Origin of the sequence: uncultured Granulicatella sp., from assembly GCF_963545075.1 — a bacterium.
Classification (GTDB): domain Bacteria; phylum Bacillota; class Bacilli; order Lactobacillales; family Aerococcaceae; genus Granulicatella.
In genome coordinates this window covers 1-19,183 of record NZ_CAUUHX010000037.1, presented here as the reverse complement: position 1 = coordinate 19,183, position 19,183 = coordinate 1, and the positions used below count along the sequence as shown (strand labels likewise).

The 19,183-nt window shown below is 31.7% G+C and carries 18 protein-coding genes and 1 pseudogene; 16 read left to right on the top strand and 3 right to left on the bottom strand.

Annotated features, from left to right (window positions below):
- Nucleotides 1-140 (top strand): annotated as a pseudogene (locus tag RWZ86_RS06015) (class I SAM-dependent methyltransferase); the annotation flags it as partial.
- Between the two features lie 58 nt (nucleotides 141-198).
- On the top strand, nucleotides 199-519 hold the full coding sequence (locus tag RWZ86_RS06010) for a hypothetical protein (protein ID WP_314680623.1): 321 nt from the start codon (nucleotides 199-201) through the stop codon (nucleotides 517-519).
- 199 nt (nucleotides 520-718) lie between these two features.
- Here RWZ86_RS06010 and RWZ86_RS06005 read toward each other — a convergent pair whose 3' ends face one another.
- A complete protein-coding gene (locus RWZ86_RS06005) occupies nucleotides 719-1,981 on the bottom strand; it encodes a replication-associated recombination protein A (RefSeq protein ID WP_314680622.1) in 1,263 nt (420 codons plus the stop codon).
- Between the two features lie 109 nt (nucleotides 1,982-2,090).
- Between RWZ86_RS06005 and RWZ86_RS06000 the strand changes: the two genes are divergently transcribed.
- On the top strand, nucleotides 2,091-3,260 hold the full coding sequence (locus tag RWZ86_RS06000) for a cysteine desulfurase family protein (protein WP_314680621.1): 1,170 nt from the start codon (nucleotides 2,091-2,093) through the stop codon (nucleotides 3,258-3,260).
- A gap of 40 nt (nucleotides 3,261-3,300) precedes the next feature.
- On the top strand, nucleotides 3,301-3,642 hold the full coding sequence (locus RWZ86_RS05995; RefSeq protein WP_314680620.1) for a cysteine desulfurase: 342 nt from the start codon (nucleotides 3,301-3,303) through the stop codon (nucleotides 3,640-3,642).
- 63 nt (nucleotides 3,643-3,705) lie between these two features.
- Here the strand turns inward: RWZ86_RS05995 and RWZ86_RS05990 are convergent, their stop codons facing one another.
- Nucleotides 3,706-3,951, bottom strand: a complete 246-nt coding sequence (locus RWZ86_RS05990; RefSeq protein ID WP_314111000.1) for a helix-turn-helix transcriptional regulator — start codon at nucleotides 3,949-3,951, stop codon at nucleotides 3,706-3,708.
- 208 nt (nucleotides 3,952-4,159) lie between these two features.
- Between RWZ86_RS05990 and mnmA the strand changes: the two genes are divergently transcribed.
- From mnmA to RWZ86_RS05945, 9 genes are all read left to right on the top strand, one after another.
- A complete protein-coding gene (gene mnmA, locus RWZ86_RS05985; protein WP_314680619.1) occupies nucleotides 4,160-5,284 on the top strand; it encodes a tRNA 2-thiouridine(34) synthase MnmA in 1,125 nt (374 codons plus the stop codon).
- A gap of 24 nt (nucleotides 5,285-5,308) precedes the next feature.
- A complete protein-coding gene (locus RWZ86_RS05980) occupies nucleotides 5,309-7,846 on the top strand; it encodes an ATP-dependent RecD-like DNA helicase (RefSeq protein WP_314680618.1) in 2,538 nt (845 codons plus the stop codon).
- A gap of 187 nt (nucleotides 7,847-8,033) precedes the next feature.
- Nucleotides 8,034-8,474, top strand: a complete 441-nt coding sequence (locus RWZ86_RS05975; protein WP_314680617.1) for an ACT domain-containing protein — start codon at nucleotides 8,034-8,036, stop codon at nucleotides 8,472-8,474.
- A gap of 8 nt (nucleotides 8,475-8,482) precedes the next feature.
- Complete coding sequence (locus RWZ86_RS05970) at nucleotides 8,483-9,220, top strand: HAD-IA family hydrolase (RefSeq protein WP_314680616.1); 738 nt, start codon at nucleotides 8,483-8,485, stop codon at nucleotides 9,218-9,220.
- A gap of 2 nt (nucleotides 9,221-9,222) precedes the next feature.
- Nucleotides 9,223-10,587 carry an MATE family efflux transporter gene (locus RWZ86_RS05965; protein WP_314680615.1) on the top strand — a complete coding sequence of 455 codons (1,365 nt, stop codon included), beginning with the start codon at nucleotides 9,223-9,225 and terminating at the stop codon, nucleotides 10,585-10,587.
- Entirely contained in the window at nucleotides 10,577-11,578 is a 1,002-nt protein-coding gene (locus RWZ86_RS05960; RefSeq protein ID WP_314680614.1) for a CPBP family intramembrane glutamic endopeptidase, read from the top strand. The genes RWZ86_RS05965 and RWZ86_RS05960 overlap by 11 nt, the downstream gene beginning before the upstream one ends.
- Before the next feature lie 15 nt (nucleotides 11,579-11,593).
- Nucleotides 11,594-11,836, top strand: a complete 243-nt coding sequence (locus tag RWZ86_RS05955) for a DUF1858 domain-containing protein (RefSeq protein ID WP_006702729.1) — start codon at nucleotides 11,594-11,596, stop codon at nucleotides 11,834-11,836.
- A complete protein-coding gene (locus RWZ86_RS05950) occupies nucleotides 11,829-13,046 on the top strand; it encodes a DUF438 domain-containing protein (RefSeq protein ID WP_314680613.1) in 1,218 nt (405 codons plus the stop codon). The genes RWZ86_RS05955 and RWZ86_RS05950 overlap by 8 nt, the downstream gene beginning before the upstream one ends.
- A 297-nt stretch (nucleotides 13,047-13,343) precedes the next feature.
- A complete protein-coding gene (locus tag RWZ86_RS05945) occupies nucleotides 13,344-14,918 on the top strand; it encodes an ABC transporter ATP-binding protein (protein WP_314680612.1) in 1,575 nt (524 codons plus the stop codon).
- A gap of 152 nt (nucleotides 14,919-15,070) precedes the next feature.
- On the opposite strand, the gene RWZ86_RS05940 is transcribed toward RWZ86_RS05945, so the two are convergent.
- The gene (locus tag RWZ86_RS05940; protein ID WP_314680611.1) at nucleotides 15,071-16,390 is read right to left on the bottom strand and encodes an ISL3 family transposase; all 1,320 of its coding nucleotides are present in this window, start codon (nucleotides 16,388-16,390) and stop codon (nucleotides 15,071-15,073) included.
- 347 nt (nucleotides 16,391-16,737) lie between these two features.
- Between RWZ86_RS05940 and RWZ86_RS05935 the strand changes: the two genes are divergently transcribed.
- From RWZ86_RS05935 to RWZ86_RS05925, 3 genes are read left to right on the top strand one after another with little or no spacing between them, the layout of a single operon-like run.
- The gene (locus tag RWZ86_RS05935) at nucleotides 16,738-17,637 is read left to right on the top strand and encodes an ABC transporter ATP-binding protein (protein WP_314680610.1); all 900 of its coding nucleotides are present in this window, start codon (nucleotides 16,738-16,740) and stop codon (nucleotides 17,635-17,637) included.
- 1 nt (nucleotide 17,638) lies between these two features.
- Nucleotides 17,639-18,853 carry a hypothetical protein gene (locus tag RWZ86_RS05930; RefSeq protein WP_314680609.1) on the top strand — a complete coding sequence of 405 codons (1,215 nt, stop codon included), beginning with the start codon at nucleotides 17,639-17,641 and terminating at the stop codon, nucleotides 18,851-18,853.
- A complete protein-coding gene (locus tag RWZ86_RS05925; protein WP_314680608.1) occupies nucleotides 18,831-19,154 on the top strand; it encodes a hypothetical protein in 324 nt (107 codons plus the stop codon). The genes RWZ86_RS05930 and RWZ86_RS05925 overlap by 23 nt, the downstream gene beginning before the upstream one ends.
- Nucleotides 19,155-19,183 lie beyond the last annotated feature (29 nt).

Sequence of the window (19,183 nt, the reverse complement as noted above, 5' to 3'; positions counted from 1 at the left end):
GCCATACCTTAGAAACTCAGATTAGAGGACAACTTAAAAATGGTCTCGCTATGATCGATTTTTATGAATCATGTGACAAAAGAAATAGATTATCTCGTTATGGAAATGACTATATAGCTACACTTTGTGTTAAACTATAAACTATTTTATTTCTAATCAGAATTCCAATGATATTATAAAAATTAATTTGAAAGAGGGATGAACGATTTGCTACAAGTAAAGAAAATTATCGGAGCAGATGTTTCAGATAACAGTGTTTTAGTAACATTATTAGATGGGCGTTGTGGTTTAGTAGATAAAAAGTTGAGAAATGTAGTTGTAGAAGTTTTGGTTGATTCGTTTTATAAATGGATGGATTTTCCAAATCCCATATCAGATGAAGATAAAGAAATCATTCGTGAAATTGTTGAAAATCCTAATGATGTTGGATTTGGTCCATTGGCTAAAGAATATCTTACTGATGAGAATGTAAAAAGAAAGTTTGATAGTTTAAAAAAAGCAGTGAATTATGATTACTGATTTTTATAGTTAAGTATAAGATCTAATTGAAGAATATACGACGTTCTAGGAAGTATTCTAACCCTCAAATGAATGACAATTTCAAACTGATAAGATATGTAAACTAAAATTGACTAGTAATCTTTATCAATTCTATATCATCCTATACAAATTTCCCCAACAGGAATAGCACGTCTATTCCTGTTGGGGAATTTCCATATTATTGAAACTTTTTATACTGTTCCTTCAAAGCTTCTTCGAATTTTGAAGTTGGGTCTGGGTGGAAGTATTGTGTATGTTTGAGTGTGTCCGGTAAGTATTGTTGTTTTACCCAATGGTTTGGATAATTATGCGGATATTGGTAATTTGTTCCTCGTCCTAATTTTTGGGCTCCTTGATAGTGTGCATCTTGTAAGTGGGAAGGGATGTTTCCTGATTTTCCTTGTCTGACATCTGAGAGTGCTGCATCAATAGAGAGAATGGCTGTATTCGATTTAGGGGAGAGAGCTAATTCAATAACGGCATTCGCAAGTGGAATTCTTGCTTCGGGTAAGCCGAGTTTTTCAGCAGCTTGTACAGCTAATACGGCACGACTGGCTCCTGCGGGGTTTGCTAATCCGATATCTTCATACGCTATGACTAATAATCGTCTAATTAATGTAATGAGTTCGCCAGCTTCAATAAGCCTTGCCATATAGTGGAGTGCCGCATCTACATCACTTCCTCGAATTGATTTTTGGAAAGCGGAGATGACATCGTAATGTTGATCTCCGTTTTTATCATGTGCGAATACTTTTCTTTGTAGGCAGTTTCCTGCGATTTCTTCTGTAATAATAATTTTTCCTTCTTCATTTTCTGGAGTAGATTTCACGGCTAATTCTAAAGCGTTTAGTGAACTTCTCACATCTCCATTTGAAAAATGGGTGAAGGTGTGCATTGCTCCGTCTTCGACTTCTACATTATATTGTCCTAATCCCTTTGTTTCATCTGTTAGTGCACGGTTGAGTGCTTGATGAATTTCTTCTGGTGTCAGTGGGATGAGTTCGAAAATTTGTGTTCTACTGCGAATCGCTGGGTTAATGGCTATATAAGGATTTTCAGTAGTAGCTCCTATTAAAATTACACGTCCATTTTCTAAGTGTGGAAGGAGGAAATCTTGTTTTGGTTTGTCTAAGCGGTGAATTTCATCGAGTAATAAAATGACAGTTCCACTCATCTTTGCTTCTTCAATAACGATTTGTAATTCTTTTTTTGTATCTGTGGCAGCATTTAATGTACGAAAGGCATACTTCGTTGTTCCTGCGATGGCACTGGCAATACTTGTTTTTCCAATTCCAGGAGGACCATATAAAATCATGGAAGAGAGTTGTTTAGCGGCAATCATTCGAGCGATTATTTTTCCAGGTGCTACTAAATGTTGTTGTCCGACAACTTCTTCTAAGCAAGTGGGTCTCATTCGGTATGCTAATGGTTGATTTTTCATAATTCTCCTCACTTTCTGTTCTTTCTATTGTAGCATAGTTTAAATACTTACGTGAGTCAAAAATATTTACCTTATTTTGAAAAATATACTATACTAGTAAGAGTAGAAAATGATAGATGTAAAATTTTATCTAAAAGAAAGGGCGATATCGTTGCATTATTTAGATTATGCTGCCACTACACCAGTTGTAGAGGAAGTGAAACAGGCAATTTTTGAAGAAATGGCTTATTTTGGTAATCCTTCTAGTGTTTATCAAATTGGTCGTACTCAAAAACAAAAGATTCAAGCTGTTAAAAAAGAGATATTAGAAGAATTACATGCTGCTACAAATGATTCCATTATTTTTACAGGTTCGGGTTCAGAAGCGAATAATTTAGTATTTGAATCTATTTGTCAGCACTTTGCAGAAGAAAAAGGAGAAATCATTATTTCAGGAATCGAGCATCCATCCGTTAAAAAATCTGCTGCCTATGCTGAACAATTAGGATTCACGATTATTCAGTTAGTTCCTGATGAGTCAGGTTGTATTTCTGTGAAACAAGTGGAAGAAGCTTTAACAGATAAGACACGTTTAGTATCGATTATGACCGTTAATAATGAAACTGGAGCGTATCAACCGATTCAAGAAATCGGTGAGTTATTAGTTGAACATCCTGCTTATTTTCATACAGATGCAGTTCAGGCATTTGCCCAAGAAGAAATTAATGTAACGGCTTCTCATATTGATTATTTATCTGCTTCAGGTCATAAAATTCATGCGCCAAAAGGAATTGGATTTTTATATAAGAAAAAAGAAGCTCCAATTCATGCACTTATTAAAGGTGGGGGACAAGAACAAGGATGGAGAGCAGGAACTGAAAATGTTCCTTATATTGTTGGTTTCCAAAAAGCCCTTGCATTAGCCATTCAAACGAGAAGTGAGAAGAAGAGCAAATACCTTGAATTATCTCAATATTTACAAGAACAATTAGCGGAACGCAAAATTCCTTTTGAAATCAATGGGGATGTATCCAGAAAGAGTCCGCATATTTGTAATGTTTGGTTAAAAGGTATTCCTGCAAGTCAAACATTAATTATGTGTGATTTACACCAAGTAGCTGTCTCAGCAGGTTCAGCATGTTCTGCAGGAAGTTTAGAGCCTAGTCCTGTATTATCACTCATGTATCCAGAAAATAAGAGTAGAGTGATTGAATCTGTTCGTTTATCCTTTGGAGGAGAGACAACTACGGAAGATATTGATGCATTTATTTCCTCAATATCCTCGATTAAACGTCCATAGTATGCTAAACTAGTAGAAAGTGATGAAAGGAAGTGTTGATATGGCATTTACTCAAACAGCAACATTAAAAAATTCAAACCATGTGTATCGTGTATCTCCAACTGTAAAAGGATATACATTAAGAGATAATGGATTTGTCGAAACAAAATCTGGTAATTTTCAATTAATTCGCAGTTTAGATGACTTAGTAGTCGGACATCTTGGATTAAAATTAAAAGTTTCAGTCGATAAAGCAATGAAACAATTAAAAATTTCAACAACAACAAAAGATGGACTTCAAACTGTTCAATTATATGGAAATGAAAAAAACGCGTATGCGATTGAAAAACTAGAATTTATTCTAGAAGGATTAGTAGAACGTGGCGTATTAGAAGAAGTATAAAAAAACGAGACAGAGTTTACTCTGTCTCGTTTCTATACATAGCACGGGAAGGTATTCCGATCACTATTGTTGATCTTCTTCGTGAGGGAGTGGCTTAAACTGCGCCACGAAGCTTAAAGTATCGCCAAAATAAAGATTTTCGCCTGGAATCTCATAGAGTTCCTGCATGCGTTTGCTTAACGAGTAAGGAAGATTCGTAGAATCTTTTTCATACTTCGTCAAAGTATCTTTATTAATTTTTAGGTATTTGGCGGCTTCTAAGAGTGTCAAATTACGATTAACCCGTGCTGCTCGTAAAGATATTATCATACACTTATGCCCCCCTTTTACCAATAATAATTGTAGTGAAAATAAATTTATTTGTCAAATGCACATAGGGCTATAATTCCTATCGTTATCGCCTTTAAGAAGATTTTGAGTAAATTTTTTTGAAAAAATTTTTAGAAAGTGATATAAAATTGATACAGCGACCTTCAAATCGTTAAAACAGAAAAAAATTAGAAATGATGGTGAATGAATGAATAAGGAAAATATCCGAGTAATTGTCGGAATGAGTGGTGGAGTTGATTCTTCAGTAACAGCTCTTTTATTAAAACAAGCAGGATACGATGTCATTGGTATCTTTATGAAAAACTGGGATGATACAGATGAAAATGGTGTTTGTACAGCAACAGAAGACTATAAAGATGTAGCAGCAGTAGCGGAACAAATTGGGATTCCGTATTATTCTGTGAATTTTGAAAAGGAATATTGGGATCGTGTATTTGAATATTTCTTAAAAGAATATCGATTAGGCAGAACTCCTAATCCGGATGTGATGTGTAATAAGGAAGTAAAATTCCAAGCGTTCTTAGAATATGCGCTGCAATTAGGAGCAGACTATGTAGCCATGGGGCATTATGCTCGTGTGGAAACTGACGAAAATGGTGTGGTTCGTTTATTACGTGGGGTGGATAATAATAAAGACCAAACTTATTTTTTAAGTCAATTAAATCAACAACAATTATCAAAAGCGATGTTCCCAATTGGACATTTAGAGAAAAAAGAAGTGCGTAAAATTGCAGAAGAATTTGACTTAGCAACGGCTAAGAAAAAAGATTCAACTGGTGTATGTTTTATTGGAGAGAGAAACTTCAATGAATTCTTGTCTCATTATTTACCAGCTAAACCTGGTAAAATGGTCACATTAGATGGAGAAGTTAAAGGAGACCATGCTGGATTAATGTACTATACGATTGGTCAACGTCAAGGATTAGGAATCGGTGGCGGTGGTAAAACCAATGATCCATGGTTTGTGGTCGGAAAAGATTTAAGTACGAATACATTATATGTTGGACAAGGATTCCATCATCCTAACCTATATTCGGATTCATTATTTGCGACAGATTTGCAATTTAATACAGATGAAGAAAAGCCAAATGAATTTGAATGTACGGCAAAATTTAGATATCGTCAACAAGATACAAAAGTTCGTGTTGTATTCCAAGAAGACGATAAGACAAAAGCTATGGTATACTTTGAAGAGCCAGTACGTGCGATTACACCTGGACAAGCAGTTGTCTTTTATGATGGAGAAATCTGCTTAGGCGGAGGTATTATCGATAAAGCTTATATGGAAGGAAATGAACGTCAATACGTTTAAAATTGATAGAAAAGAGGGGAATTCATGAGTGAAGAATACGTTGTAGGTGAAGTTTTAGCGACATTTTTTGAAAATCCGCAAAATTTTTACAAAGTATTATTAATTCGAGTGCAAGAAAGTAGTGTGCAACTAGACTCAGATGAGATTGTTGTGACAGGAATTATTGGCACGATTCATGATAATTCCCCTTATCGTTTTAATGGAAAAGTTGTTTCGCATCCAAAATATGGACAACAGTTTTCTGTCTTAAGTTATCAACAACATCAACCTACTGGGAAAAAAGGACTAATAGCTTATTTTTCTAGTGGACGTTTTCCAGGAATAGGAGAAAAAACAGCCGAAAAAATTGTAGACTGTTTAGGTGAAAATGCGATTGAGCAAATTATTCAAGATGAGGATTGCTTAAAAGATGTACCAGGATTATCAGCAAAGAAATGCGAGAGTATTCGCAGCATCATTATTGAAAATCAAGGGACAGAACGTATTTTATTTGAATTGACGAATATGGGGTTTACTCCAATTTTTGCTCAAAAAATTATGGTGCTCTATAAAGAGAAAACAATGGAAATTATTAAAGAAGATCCATATGTGTTATTACAGTCCATTGAAGGACTTGGGTTTAGAAGAATTGATTCCATTGCTCAACAATTAGAAATCGCTCCAGATAATTTGTACCGGATCAAAGGTGCTGTTTATGTAGTAGTAAGAGATTTATCTTATCAAGAAGGGCATACGTATTTAATTGATAAAGAAGTCGTTCTAGCGGCTCAAAAATTATTAGAGCAAACTCGTTCGTTTTTAATTGAACCGGATCAAATTGTAAATGCATTAAATGAATTGATTCGAGAAGGAATTATTATTTCAGAAGAAAATCATTTATCATTAGCTTCTTTATATTATGCAGAAATTGGTATTGTGAATGCCATCAATCATCGTTTGGAATTGTCTAAGAAATCTCTGTATTCAGAAGAAGATATCGAAGAAGCGATTCAGCATGTGCAAAAGAAATTTGGCATCATCTATGATGAGTCTCAAAAACAAGCACTTATTAAAATTATGCAAGAATCCTTGTTCATTTTAACAGGAGGGCCCGGGACAGGGAAAACGACCATTATTAATGGTGTGGTAGAAATATATCGCTATTTAGAAGAGATTGATGTAGATTCTGATGCGATTCAATTAGCAGCTCCAACAGGAAGAGCTGCAAAACGTATGAATGAGTTAACAGGAATTTCTGCGTCTACGATTCATCGAATGTTAGGTATTTCTGCAGAAGAAAATATTGAATTAGAAAGTGACGATTCTGATGATACTCGTTCATTAAGTTGTGACTTCTTAATTATTGATGAGATGTCGATGGTTGATACTTGGTTAATGAATCGATTGCTTCGTGCAACTCCTGGAAAAACGAAAATTTTATTTGTAGGGGATAAAAATCAATTACCTTCGGTTGGCCCAGGTCAAGTATTAACAGATTTTCTATTATCGAATAAAATTCCTTCGATTGAATTAACGCAAATTCATCGACAAAAGGATTCTTCAAGTATTGTAACATTAGCGCATTCGATTAAAGACGGGCATTTACCAATGGACTTTACTCAAAATCAACCAGATAGAACTTTTATTCCGTGCCGTTCGACTCAAATTTTAGATGTGATTGAACAAATTGTAGTCAAGGCTATTAAGAAGGGATATCAGAAGAAAGATATTCAAGTACTGGCTCCAATGTATAAAGGTGAAGCTGGTATTCATGAAATTAATAAAATGATGCAAAATATTTTAAATCCAAAAATTGGAAATTCCGTTCGTGAAATTGAATCATTTGACCGAGTGTTCCGTGTAGGGGATAAAGTACTGCAGTTAGTCAATGTGGCAGAAGAAAATATTTATAATGGAGACATTGGTGAAGTGACTGCCATAATATTTGCCAAAGAAAATGAAGATCAAGTCGATAAGTTATATGTTGCTTTTGATAATGTAGAAGTAGAATATAAACGAAATGACTTTATTCAATTGACGCATGCTTATTGTTGTTCAATTCATAAATCTCAAGGTAGTGAATTTCAAATGGTGATTTTACCGATGGTCGGTCAATATCAGCGAATGTTAGAACGTAACTTATTGTATACTGCTGTAACAAGAAGTAAGAAATTTTTAATTATGTGTGGGCAATACGAAGCTTTCCAAGAAGCAGCAAATCGTCAAAGTGCAAGACGTCAAACGTGCTTAAAAGATTTGTTACAAGGAAATAGCTTTGATAGCTTAACCATTGAAGAAGAAAAATCAACTACGATTAAAGTGAATCCGCAAACTGATGATAAGTCTGAAGATACTACAGAACAAGTTTCTCAACCAACAAGTGATACCAAACAGTATTCTGAAGAGAAATCAGTAGCTTTAAAAGTAGAAGAAACAGTTGAAGAATTTCAAGTTCCTTCAGAGAGTCGAACAATAGAAAAAAATAAACCGTTTGTTTTAACAATGGAATTAATTGATTCCTATAGTATTGACCCTATGATTGAAATGGAAGAATTGACGCCATATGATTTCATGTCAAAATAATATAGAGTTAAAAGTTAGCTTTGTAAGAAATTTTTAGAGTGATATAACAAACACTTATTTCCGGTAATAACCATTGGTTATCAGTTATCTGGGATAAGTGTTTTTTTATATTATTTTTTATAAAAAATGAAGCGTTAACCTAGTATTTTGTCTTCATATTGTATACAATAGTTTCGAGGTGAAAGTTATGGAAAACCAAAAACATTTTTTAGTGTCAGCAGATGCTGTGCCTCCTGTGTTTTCTAAAGTACTAAAAGCAAAAGAATTATTAGCAACTAACCAAGCAAAGGACGTTACAGAAGCAGTGAAATTAGTAGGAATTTCACGTAGTGTATATTATAAATATTATCGAAAAGTTCAAGGATTCTCGTCTGTGACATATGGACGAAAAGCTTCGTTAAATATTCATATGAAAAATGAAAAAGGAACATTATCTAAAACATTAGATTTATTTGCTAGTTATAATATGAATGTATTAACAATATTCCAAGGATTAGCGATTCATAGTGTAGCAATTGTTCAATTAATGTTAGATATTTCTGAAGCTACTGCTGATTTATCTGTTATTTTAAAAGAATTAGAAAAAATGGATAATATTATCGATGTTGAATTACAAAATGTAGAGTAGGAATTCAAATGAAATTACAAACGAATAAAGGAAATCTTGAAGTAAAGGCCATTCTTTTTGATAAGGATGGCACTTTAACTAATATAGACAATATGTGGATTGAACCAACAGAACAGGTCATCCGTAAAATTTTAATGCCGCATATTAAAGAAAACTCAACCGTAACGATTGAGCAAATGCTTGAATTATTAGGAATTGTACATGGGGAGATTGTTCCTAATAGTGTCATTGCTTCAGGGACAGTTGAAGATATGTTAGATGAAATAGGAGAGTATTTTCCCATTGATAAAGTTTCTTTATATAATGAAGTACTTGAAGATTTCAGACAATATTTATTAGCGCATCCAGATATGATTATTCCAATTGGGGATGTAGCTTTTTTAATTTCTGAATTAAAAAATAAAGGGATTAAAGTAGGAGTTGTGACAAATGATAGTTACATTCCGACGAAAACAATTTTTGAAATCTTAAAGGTTTGGCATTTATTTGATTTTGTTGCTACGCCTGATGATTATGCTGCTAAACCAGAAGCAGCTTCCTTGATTGGTGCGAGTCAACAATTAGGAGTAGCACTAGAAGAAATTTTTTATGTAGGTGATTCCTATTTAGATATGGCCTATGCCAAACATTGTGGCGGAGGAATTGGTGTTTTATCGAGTGGGAGTGATGTTCAAAAAATGAAAGAAGAATCCGTTTTAGTATTAGATTCTGTAGAACAATTATTAGATTATATAATAGGAGAGTGAATATGTACGAAACAAATCATACAAGTGAACGTTTGAAATTATTATTTAAAATTTTAATTCCAGTATTAATTTATCAATTAGCCAATTTTTCTGCTCAGTTTATTGATACTGTAATGACTGGACAATATCATGAAACTCATTTAGCAGGAGTTTCAATTGCAGGAAGTTTATACAATCCATTTTTCACGTTGTTAAATGGGATTGTGGCAGCATTGATTCCAATTGTAGGTCAATTACTAGGAAAGAATGATAAAAAAGGCATTCAAAAAATTGTATTTCAGTTTATGTATATTGGAATTTTATTAGCGATTGTTTTATTTTGTATTGGCTTAATTGGATTAAATCCAGCATTAAATCAAATGCATTTAGAAGCTGAAGTATCAACCATTGCCAGAGAATATTTATTACTCTTATCGATTGGGTTTATTCCATTTTTACTCTTTAGTGTGATTCGATCCTTCATTGATGCATTAGGGTTAACAAGAGTCTCTATGTTTTTAATGATTTTACTTGTACCTTTAAATATTTTCTTCAATTACTCCTTAATTTATGGAAAATTCGGATTACCGGAATTAGGAGGTCCCGGAGCAGGTCTTGGAACAGCAATGGCATATTGGGTGTTATTAATCGTAGCGATTGTCGTTCTTAAAATGCATCCGAAATTGAAACCTTATGATGTATTAAGGTTTGAAACTCCTCATTTAGCATTATGGAAAGAGCCTTTTGCATTAGGGTTACCAATTGGATTTAATGTATTTGGTGAAGTCGCTATTTTTGCACTTGTTGGTTTATTAATGGCTAAATTTGGCTCACATGTGATTGCTTCACACCAAGCAGCGATGAATTTTTCTTATTTAGCGTATGCTTTTCCAATGAGTATTTCGAATGCTTTAACAATAATTGTATCGTATGAAATCGGTCAAAATAATCAACAATCTGCAAAAGAATATATTCGATTAGGAATTTCTACTTCTGTCATCATTGCACTTCTAACATTAGTGTGGTTATATTTCAACCGTCCAATGATTGCTGGTCTATATGGAACTTCAGAAAGTTTTATTCAATTAACAATGGTGTTCTTATCCTATAGTTTATTATTCCAAATGTTTGATGCGATTGCAGCACCGATTCAAGGAATATTACGAGGATATAAAGATGCAAAAATGCCGTTTATTTTATGCTTATTAGGATTTTGGGTCATTGGTCTTCCAGTAGGAATTATTTTGGACTGGATGACGGATTTAGGACCGTATGCTTATTGGATCGCATTAATTGCAGGTTTAATGGCAAATTGTTTCTTATTAATGTTACGATTAAGAAAAGTTCAAATAAAATTTGATAGAAGGGGATTAGTACATGGAAAATAAATCAATAGAAGTAGTCGAAGTTCAGGAAGAAATTGTAGTGAAAAAAACGGAGTCACCTTTAAAACAGTTAATAAAACAACTGTTTAAACATTTATTAGTGTATACAGCTATTTTTATGGGAATTCTTTCTCTATTTATTCTTAGTAGTGAACTAATTAAAATGGTGAAAACTGTGAGACCAGACTTCTTACCAATGGTAACAGAGACGTTTCTACAGAATTTATCTGACTTTGGTTATATTGTTGCAGTGATTGTTGGCATTAGTATTTTTTACAAAAAACAACAGATCAATATGAAAGATACGATTTTTTATCGTCAAAAGAAGATGACATTGGAATATTTTGCAGTATTTTCGATTATACTGTTTGGATGTCAGTTTATTTTTACTCAAAGTGCTAATTTATTCGAATTTTTCTTAAATCAGATTGGTTTAAGTACTAAAGGTGCGATTGAAGCTGCCACAAGTGGAGATGATTCCTTTATGTTAGTGATTTATGCTTCATTAGTGGGGCCATTTGTCGAAGAATTATTAATTCGTGGTGGAGTTGTTTATCGTTTAAAACATTATGGAAAAATTTTTAGTATTCTAATTTCTGCAATGGCTTTCGGATTATTCCATATGAACTTAATTCAAGGATTTTTTGCTTTCTTCGTTGGAATATTATTTGCTTATATTGCGCTTGAGTATAGCTTTTTATGGGCAGTATTTTTCCATATACTAAATAATTTTGGATTTAGTTTATTAGTAGAAAGTGGTTTGCCAGCACTTTTAGGAGCAGAGTTAGCAGATACTGTAACGAATATGTTGTTAATCATTACTAGCTGTATGTCTGTGATACTTTTAGGACTTTACCGTAAAGAAATTATGGCATATATGAAAGCAAACAGAACACCAAAAGGGACATATACTGTTGCGTTTACAACAATGGTTGTATGGATTTATATTGTGATTTGTTTATTAGTTGGTTTATTAGGGTTACAACGATTATAAGATGGGAGAGATTCGATGAATACGATTTATTTAGAAGATTCAGTATACACAACTTTACAAAATCATCCTGAGGTAAAAGAGCTATTGATTGAGTTAGGATTTACTCCATTATCTCAGCCACAGATGGTTCAAACAGTAGGAAGAATTACAAGCTTAAAAAAAGGTTCAAAAATTGCTAAAATCCCTCTGGATACAATTATTCGTCAATTAGAATTGAATGGATATATTGTAAAAGAAAGCAGGGAGAGCAATGAGTAATGATGCAATGTCACCATTGGAACGTCAAGAAAAATTAAAAGAATTAATGCTCCGCTTACATAAAGGGGAAAATGAAGAAATCATACAAAAAGAATTTAACCAATATTTTGATTCTATTTCTCCTTATGAAATTCAAGTAATGGAACGCAACTTGATGCAAGAAGGAATTACTTATGAAGAAATTATGCGTCTTTGTAAGATTCATGCTTCTTTAATGAGTGCAAAAGTAGAAGCTGGAGAAGGAATGCCCGACTTTGAAAAAGAAGGACATCCAGTTATGGTTCTGAAAAAGGAAAATTTAGCACTAAGAGGTGCTATTGACCGAATCGAACGCTTGCTACAAGTTTATTTATCTTCAAAAGACGAAGAATTATTAAAAGGACTAAACCGGCAAATTGGCTTACTCGATCAGTTTGAAAATCATTATTTAAGAAAAGAATATGCCCTATTTCCAATTATGGAATCAAAAGGAATTACTGCTCCTCCGAAAGTAATGTGGGGAGTCCATGATGAAATTAGAGAAACTTATAAAAATTTCAAACAAGCATTTCAGAACCAAAGTGATGATGTCATGGAACAGTTTCTAGTCGCTAAAGAAGAACTGCTAGAAATGATTTTTAAAGAAGAAAATATTTTAATTCCAATGGTTGCACAAGCTTTCCACGTAGATGATTGGGAAAAGATGGCACAAGATACGCCTCAATACGGCTATTGTATCGTTACACCTGAAGCAGAATGGAAAGTAGAAAAGAAACCATCAACGATTCAATCTAAAGAAGAAATTCAAGAAACAGGAGATATCCCATTATCAACTGGTTCGTTATCGTTAGAACAACTAGACTTATTATTGAACCTACTTCCAATGGAACTTTCATTTGTGGATAAAGATAATATTGTCAAATATTACAACGAAGGCAATGGAGAAGAAAAAATCTTCAAACGGACAAAGAGTGCGATTGGGCGTGATGTAATTAACTGTCATCCACCAAAAAGCCATGCCATCGTTACACAATTATTTGAACAATTACGTTCCGGACAAAAAGAAAAAGAAGAAATGTGGTTTAAAAAAGAAGATAAAATGATTCATGTAACGTATCATGCCGTACGAAATGCTCAAGGAGAGTATATGGGTGTGTTAGAATATGTCCAAAATATTGCACCATACGTGAAGAATTTTGAAAGTCAACCTCTTAAACGAGAGTTGTCTTAACCTGAGAAGCTTAAAATAAGTTTTAAATTATCAGTAACTTCTAACAATGAAGTTGTAAATAACCAAAACGAACTCTCCGAGTGATTCGGAGAGTTTTTTTGTTATTAAAAGATTATTTTTATGATAGTATAAACATTAGATTTTGGTTATAAATTATCTTTCTCAAAAATTGATAAAACAATAAGAAAAAAATAAAATTAAAAAATGATGAAAAAAACAAAAGATATGTTAATATATGATTATAGGAGGAAGCATAAATGAAAATAAAAAATGAAATATTTTAAAAAAGGAGAACTTATGAAAAAATATATTACTATAAATTTATATCGGTGGTTTGGAACAATAATTCTTACTATCTTAATTGCATTAGGAACAATCTTTAGTAGTTATGGAAAAACTTTGATACTAGATAATTTTTTAGCAAATAATCATAATTATTTTTTATATGGTATTGCATTAATTCTAGTAATGACAATTACTGAAGTTTTAAAGTCTTGTCTTTCAATAAATAATGCAAAGTTAATTAAAGAATGGATTGTTTCAATAGGTAGTGGCGTTAGTGAAAATATTGAAAAAATGGGATACGATAACTATCATAAGATAAAACATGGAGAGTACATATCTTGGTACACAACTGACTTAGAGCGTATTTCAACAAGTTATTTTGAACCTTTCTTAAATCTGTTTAGTAATGTAGTATTATCAACAGTATCACTAATTATATTATTTTCTATTAATTGGAAGATAGGATTTGTGTCACTTTTATTACTAATAGTTTTAATGATAGTAGGAACTCGGTTTGGAAAGAAAATAGGTATGGCATATCAGAAGTTTTCTCAATTAAGTGGTATATATACAAATACATTACAGGAATACACTTCTGCTTATGATGTTTTAAAAAATTTTAATGCACTTTCTATATTAAAAGAAAAAATCAAACAAGCTCAAACAGATCTTGAGAATCAGAGAGTTGTAGCTAAGAAATATACTTCTTTTGCTACCTTAGCATTTTATGGTTCACAAAGAATATTTGAAGGTATTATGTTTATGTTTGTTCTTTATTTAGTATTACAAAAGGAAATCAGTATTGGAATGTTATTATCTGTTCCAGCAATCCTAGCATTATTTTTAAATTCTACTGGCATGTTCCTAGAAATAGTCGTATCAATGCAAGGTATGAATGATGTTATTGAGAAATTAGAAACTAAAATGATAGTAGAAACAATAGAATATAATAATTTATCCTTAATTGAAGGGAACAATATAACATATTCTATTGACGAGAAAAAGATTTTTGATAATTTATCTTTTAAATTTGAAAAAGGTAAAAAATACGCAATTTTAGGTCCTAGTGGAAGTGGAAAGTCTACTTTGCTCAATATTATTTTAGGTAGAATAAATAATTTTGATGGAGAATTAAAAGTAAATGGCATTGTTAAAGAAAAGAATAAGGATGTTCTTTTTTCAAAGGAGATTGCATATGTGAGTCAAGAAGGTGCAATTTTTAATATGTCAATTAGAGAAAATATTCTACTTGGTATGAAGAAAACTGATAAAGAAATTTTTGATATTTTGAAAAAGGTTAAACTGTATGATTTAGTAAATAACTTACCTGAAAAATTAGATACGATTATTTCTTTAGATGGAAATAATTTATCAGGAGGAGAAAAACAACGTCTTACATTAGCTCGAGCATTAATACGTAATACACCATGTATTATTTTAGATGAAGCAACTTCAGCTATTGATGCTAATACGGCGGTTGCCATAGAAGAGCAAATTGTAGAAGATTCTGAAAAAACTGTCATTATTATTTCACATCATTTAGATGATAAGATAAGTTCAAAATTAGATAAAATTTATTTTTTATAAAAAAGGGATTCGCGTCAAATTTTTTGGCGCGTTTTTCTTTGGCTTACGTTCCAATTAAAAGATTTGTTAACCTAACCTAAAACCTGGACTCCTTATTTGATAAATTTGGCTCTTTGTCAAATAGGGTTGATGAAACAATTTTAGTGAAGGAATTAAGCAGCGTCAGGTTGCTTAATTCCTTTTTTAGTTGTTGGAGTAAATAGTTTAGACATTAATAGAATTCTATTTCTAAAATGAGTAAAACTGCTGTAGCCATAGGCATTTCTTTTTAGTACTTTTATCTTGTTGTTAATCCCTTCAATAGGTCCATTGGAAAGTGTTGGATACTCACATGTATTTTGAATATACGGTAGAAGTTTCTTAAATGTTTGTAGAACACGATTTAAACCATCTGAAAGTTGTTTACTATCTACTGTTAATAATCCTTCTTTAAATTCATTGAAATCACGTTCTTGGAATGCTTCTCTTAATTGATGTACTGTTTCATATTCAGGTTTTAATGTAGGAACTTCTTGTAATAAATAATCTACAATTCCTTGAGAATGTGTTAACCAATCGAATAATCTGTAATGTTTATAGTTGTATGATTGAAGTTCATCTCTATTCTTTAATATTAATTTCCAGTAACGTTTTAATTTATTATAAAGTCGTCTATCCTTATAGCGTACTTGATTCATTTTTTTTGTTCTTGTCTTGTTTAATTCTCTGTTTAAAGCTTGAATAATATGGAATGGATCAATAATAATTTTAGTCTTAGGGAATAAACGTTTAATGACTTCGATGTATGGAGCATACATATCAATCGAAATTGTTTTAACATTTAGTCGAGTTTCTAGAGGGAACTGATTGAAATAGCGAACTAAATTCTCCATTTTTCTATCTTGAACTACATCAACTAGTTGATGAGTAATAGCGTCACAATAAGCAAAACTCATACTAGCTTCAGCTGAAGCTACCGATTTAAATTCATCCCAACACATATGTTCAGGTAACTCATTTAAAGGCTTAATTCTAAGAGAATCAGCAGTTTCATTGACCACTCTGCGTACAGTATGAACGGAAACATTCATTTCTTTAGCAATATGGGTTTCAGATACTGTATCACAAGCTTTTACTTTAATTTCATTCTTTACATTTTTAGAAATAAAACCATTACGGTCAACAATACTAGTTGTATCAGCAGTAAAACTATGGGAGCATTCACGGCAGAAAAAGCGCTGTTTTCTTAATTTAAGAAAGGCAGGTAATCCAGAAACTTGATTAAGAGTAATGCGAGAAGTACGAGTACCATTTTTTACAATAGAATTATCGTGATTTTCACAGCCACAGTTAGGACAAGCATCAGGACAATACGTATAAGTAGCGTAGAAAAATAGGCTTTTTTTCTTCTTAAAATACACTTCCTCCGCTTTATCTTCCCAGATTACATTTTTATCTTTGATTTGTAGTACAATATCATGTATATTTTTCATAGGGTTTTCATCTCCTCTTAAATAGTTTGGACGCTTTTAATATAAGGGATGAAGCCCTTTTTGTATACACTAAAATAGGGTTGGTGGATTTTCTCCATCAACCCTATAAATTATAGAACCATAAATTTCTATTCTATTGTTATAAGTTAATTTCATTAAAAAACATGCCAAATAGCGTGCAGTATAGAGTCGGAAGGCTCTTTATTTTATAAATAAAGCCTTTACATTAATTGATAGGAAGAATATAATTTAAAAAAACATTAAAAGATTTGGGAATTTTTTCGAAATGTTGAGAAAAAAGTGTGGTTCAATTATTTAAAATGTTGGTGATAATGAGGAGGGGTAAAATGTTAAATATTAGTATTGCTAAGTTTTCATATGGGGAAAAAGAAGTTCTAAAAGATATTCATATTCAAATTGACAATCCTAGAATTATTGGATTAGTAGCGCCAAATGGAACAGGAAAATCTACACTAATAGAGATCATTGCCGGTAATTTAAATAATAGAGATGTAAGTGTTTTGTTGGATGATAAAAATTATAAGAATCATTATTTGGAAATGAAACGAAGAATCGTGAGAATGTGTAATCAAGATGATTTGTATTCGGATTTAACTGGGTTACAACATTTACAATTTTATGCTGAAATGTGGAATATTAAACCATCATTTGTTGATGAAGTTGTCTCAAAATTACAAATGACTGAATATATTTCTAATAAAGTTTCTAGTTACTCGTTAGGAATGAAACAGAGACTTTGTTTTGCGTTAGTTGTTGTAACGAATTGTGAAGTTATGCTATTAGATGAAGTGATGAATGGACTGGATCCAGATAATGTGCAATTAATCTCTAGGGTACTTCAGAATTTAAAAAATGAAGGTAAAATCATTATCATTGCATCCCATTTATTAAATAATCTAAATAGTATTGCGGATGAGGTGTATTTCTTAAAAGATAAGAGGATTGCTTTAAAATATCAACTTGAAGATCAGTGTAATCAATCAATCGAAATACAATTTTCATCAGAGGATAGATATAAAGAGTTTACTGAACAATTTATGAATATAAATATACTATCTAATCCATCAGAATTGCTGATCAGTATGAAAGATTTGAATGAGATAGATCTTATATTTTCGTGGATTCAATCAAATTTGAAGGATATATCCAGTTTGACTTATGGAATAAAAGGGTGCGAAATCATTTATCAAGAACTGTTTCATTCAAATGACGAAGGGAGAGAGTAATATGAAAAGCCAGATTATCATGGTATTGACGAATCGATTGGTAAGAATTCAGGTAATCATTTTCCTCTCTATTGTATTAATATTTTCATTTTTACGTCTCTATGAACTAAATCATCAGTATCAAATAATGAATGAATATACTCTTACAAATATAAAAATCCATGAACAATCAAAAAATAGTCTGTTAATGGATAGTAAAATGTCACAACGAGAGTTACATGAAGATGAAAAATTATTCGTTGAGATTGATAATGCATATATAGATGCTGGAAATGCTTTTCAGAATAGAGATTACAGAAAATATATTCAATTAATGATTAAAGCTTGGGAATTAGAAGACTCTATTCGTGAAAAGTATAGGATTACGATTACAAATAAAAATACTTTAGGATCTACTGCATCTAAAAATGGAATATTATTTAAAAAGCAAACACAACAGTCAATGTTGCATTATCAACAATTAGAAGACAAAAATTTTGATGATAAGAATGTAATGAATGAATTGATAGGTATAACTGCTGTTCAGTCTTTCTTACCATTATTGGATTATAAAATTCCAAATATTTTTTTCTTACCATTCCTTTTCTTATTTACGCTAGTGATGTCTAATTCTATATTTTTATCTGATTCTAAACATAGGAGTTTATTGAATGCGAAGCCAATTAGTAATTTTAGATACATTATTCATAAAATCATGAGTAAATGGTTCGTTATATCCTTTGTACAACTTATAGCATTTTTAATTTATTTTGGAATGATTTCAATAAAAAATGGAATAGGAGATTTTACTTTAAAAACGGTGATATTTGAAAATGATACGCCTATAACTATTTCTTATTTCAGTTTGTTTCTTATAATCTTATGCTTTGTAATGTTATTGAATTTATTGATCGTAAGCTTATGTAGTTTATTAAATTTACTATTTAGTAATCAAATCTTTACATTTCTTTTTGGAATAATCGTTATATTTTTAGAAACGGTCATGAAAGTTTTAAATGTTGAAATACCGTATATTGGTTATATTCCTTCGTCTTATTTTAGTTTTGGACCAGTGATTTATGGTGGTAAAAATGAGTTTTATTTAAATGGACGCTTTTCAATGTTTCAAGGAGTATTAGTACTTGTCGTTACTAGTGTAATTTGTTTTATATTTTCAATTGTAATAATGACTTTGAAGGAAAAGAGGGAGCGTTATGAAAAAATTTTCTTCCATTAAATTAGATTATAAATATTTAGTTTCAACTGGTTACTTTATTAAGCTTCCTGCGATTCTTTTTGTTATTTTTGTATTATTGATAGGTTATAACAAATGGGTTTCTACAGAAACTCCGCAAAAGGTATTAAATACTCAATTTATGCTTATGGATGACTTAAAGGCATTACTTGCTAAAGACTACAGCTTACCAAGTAATGTTCGAGAAGAGTCGGAAATGCAAATAGCTCAAATATATCAAAACTTGTCTGAAGAAAATTTTAGTTATAAAAAGTCTGTGGTAAATTCTCAATCTAAATTCTAGTTTAGAAATCAGTTGAATTTAGTCTGAGA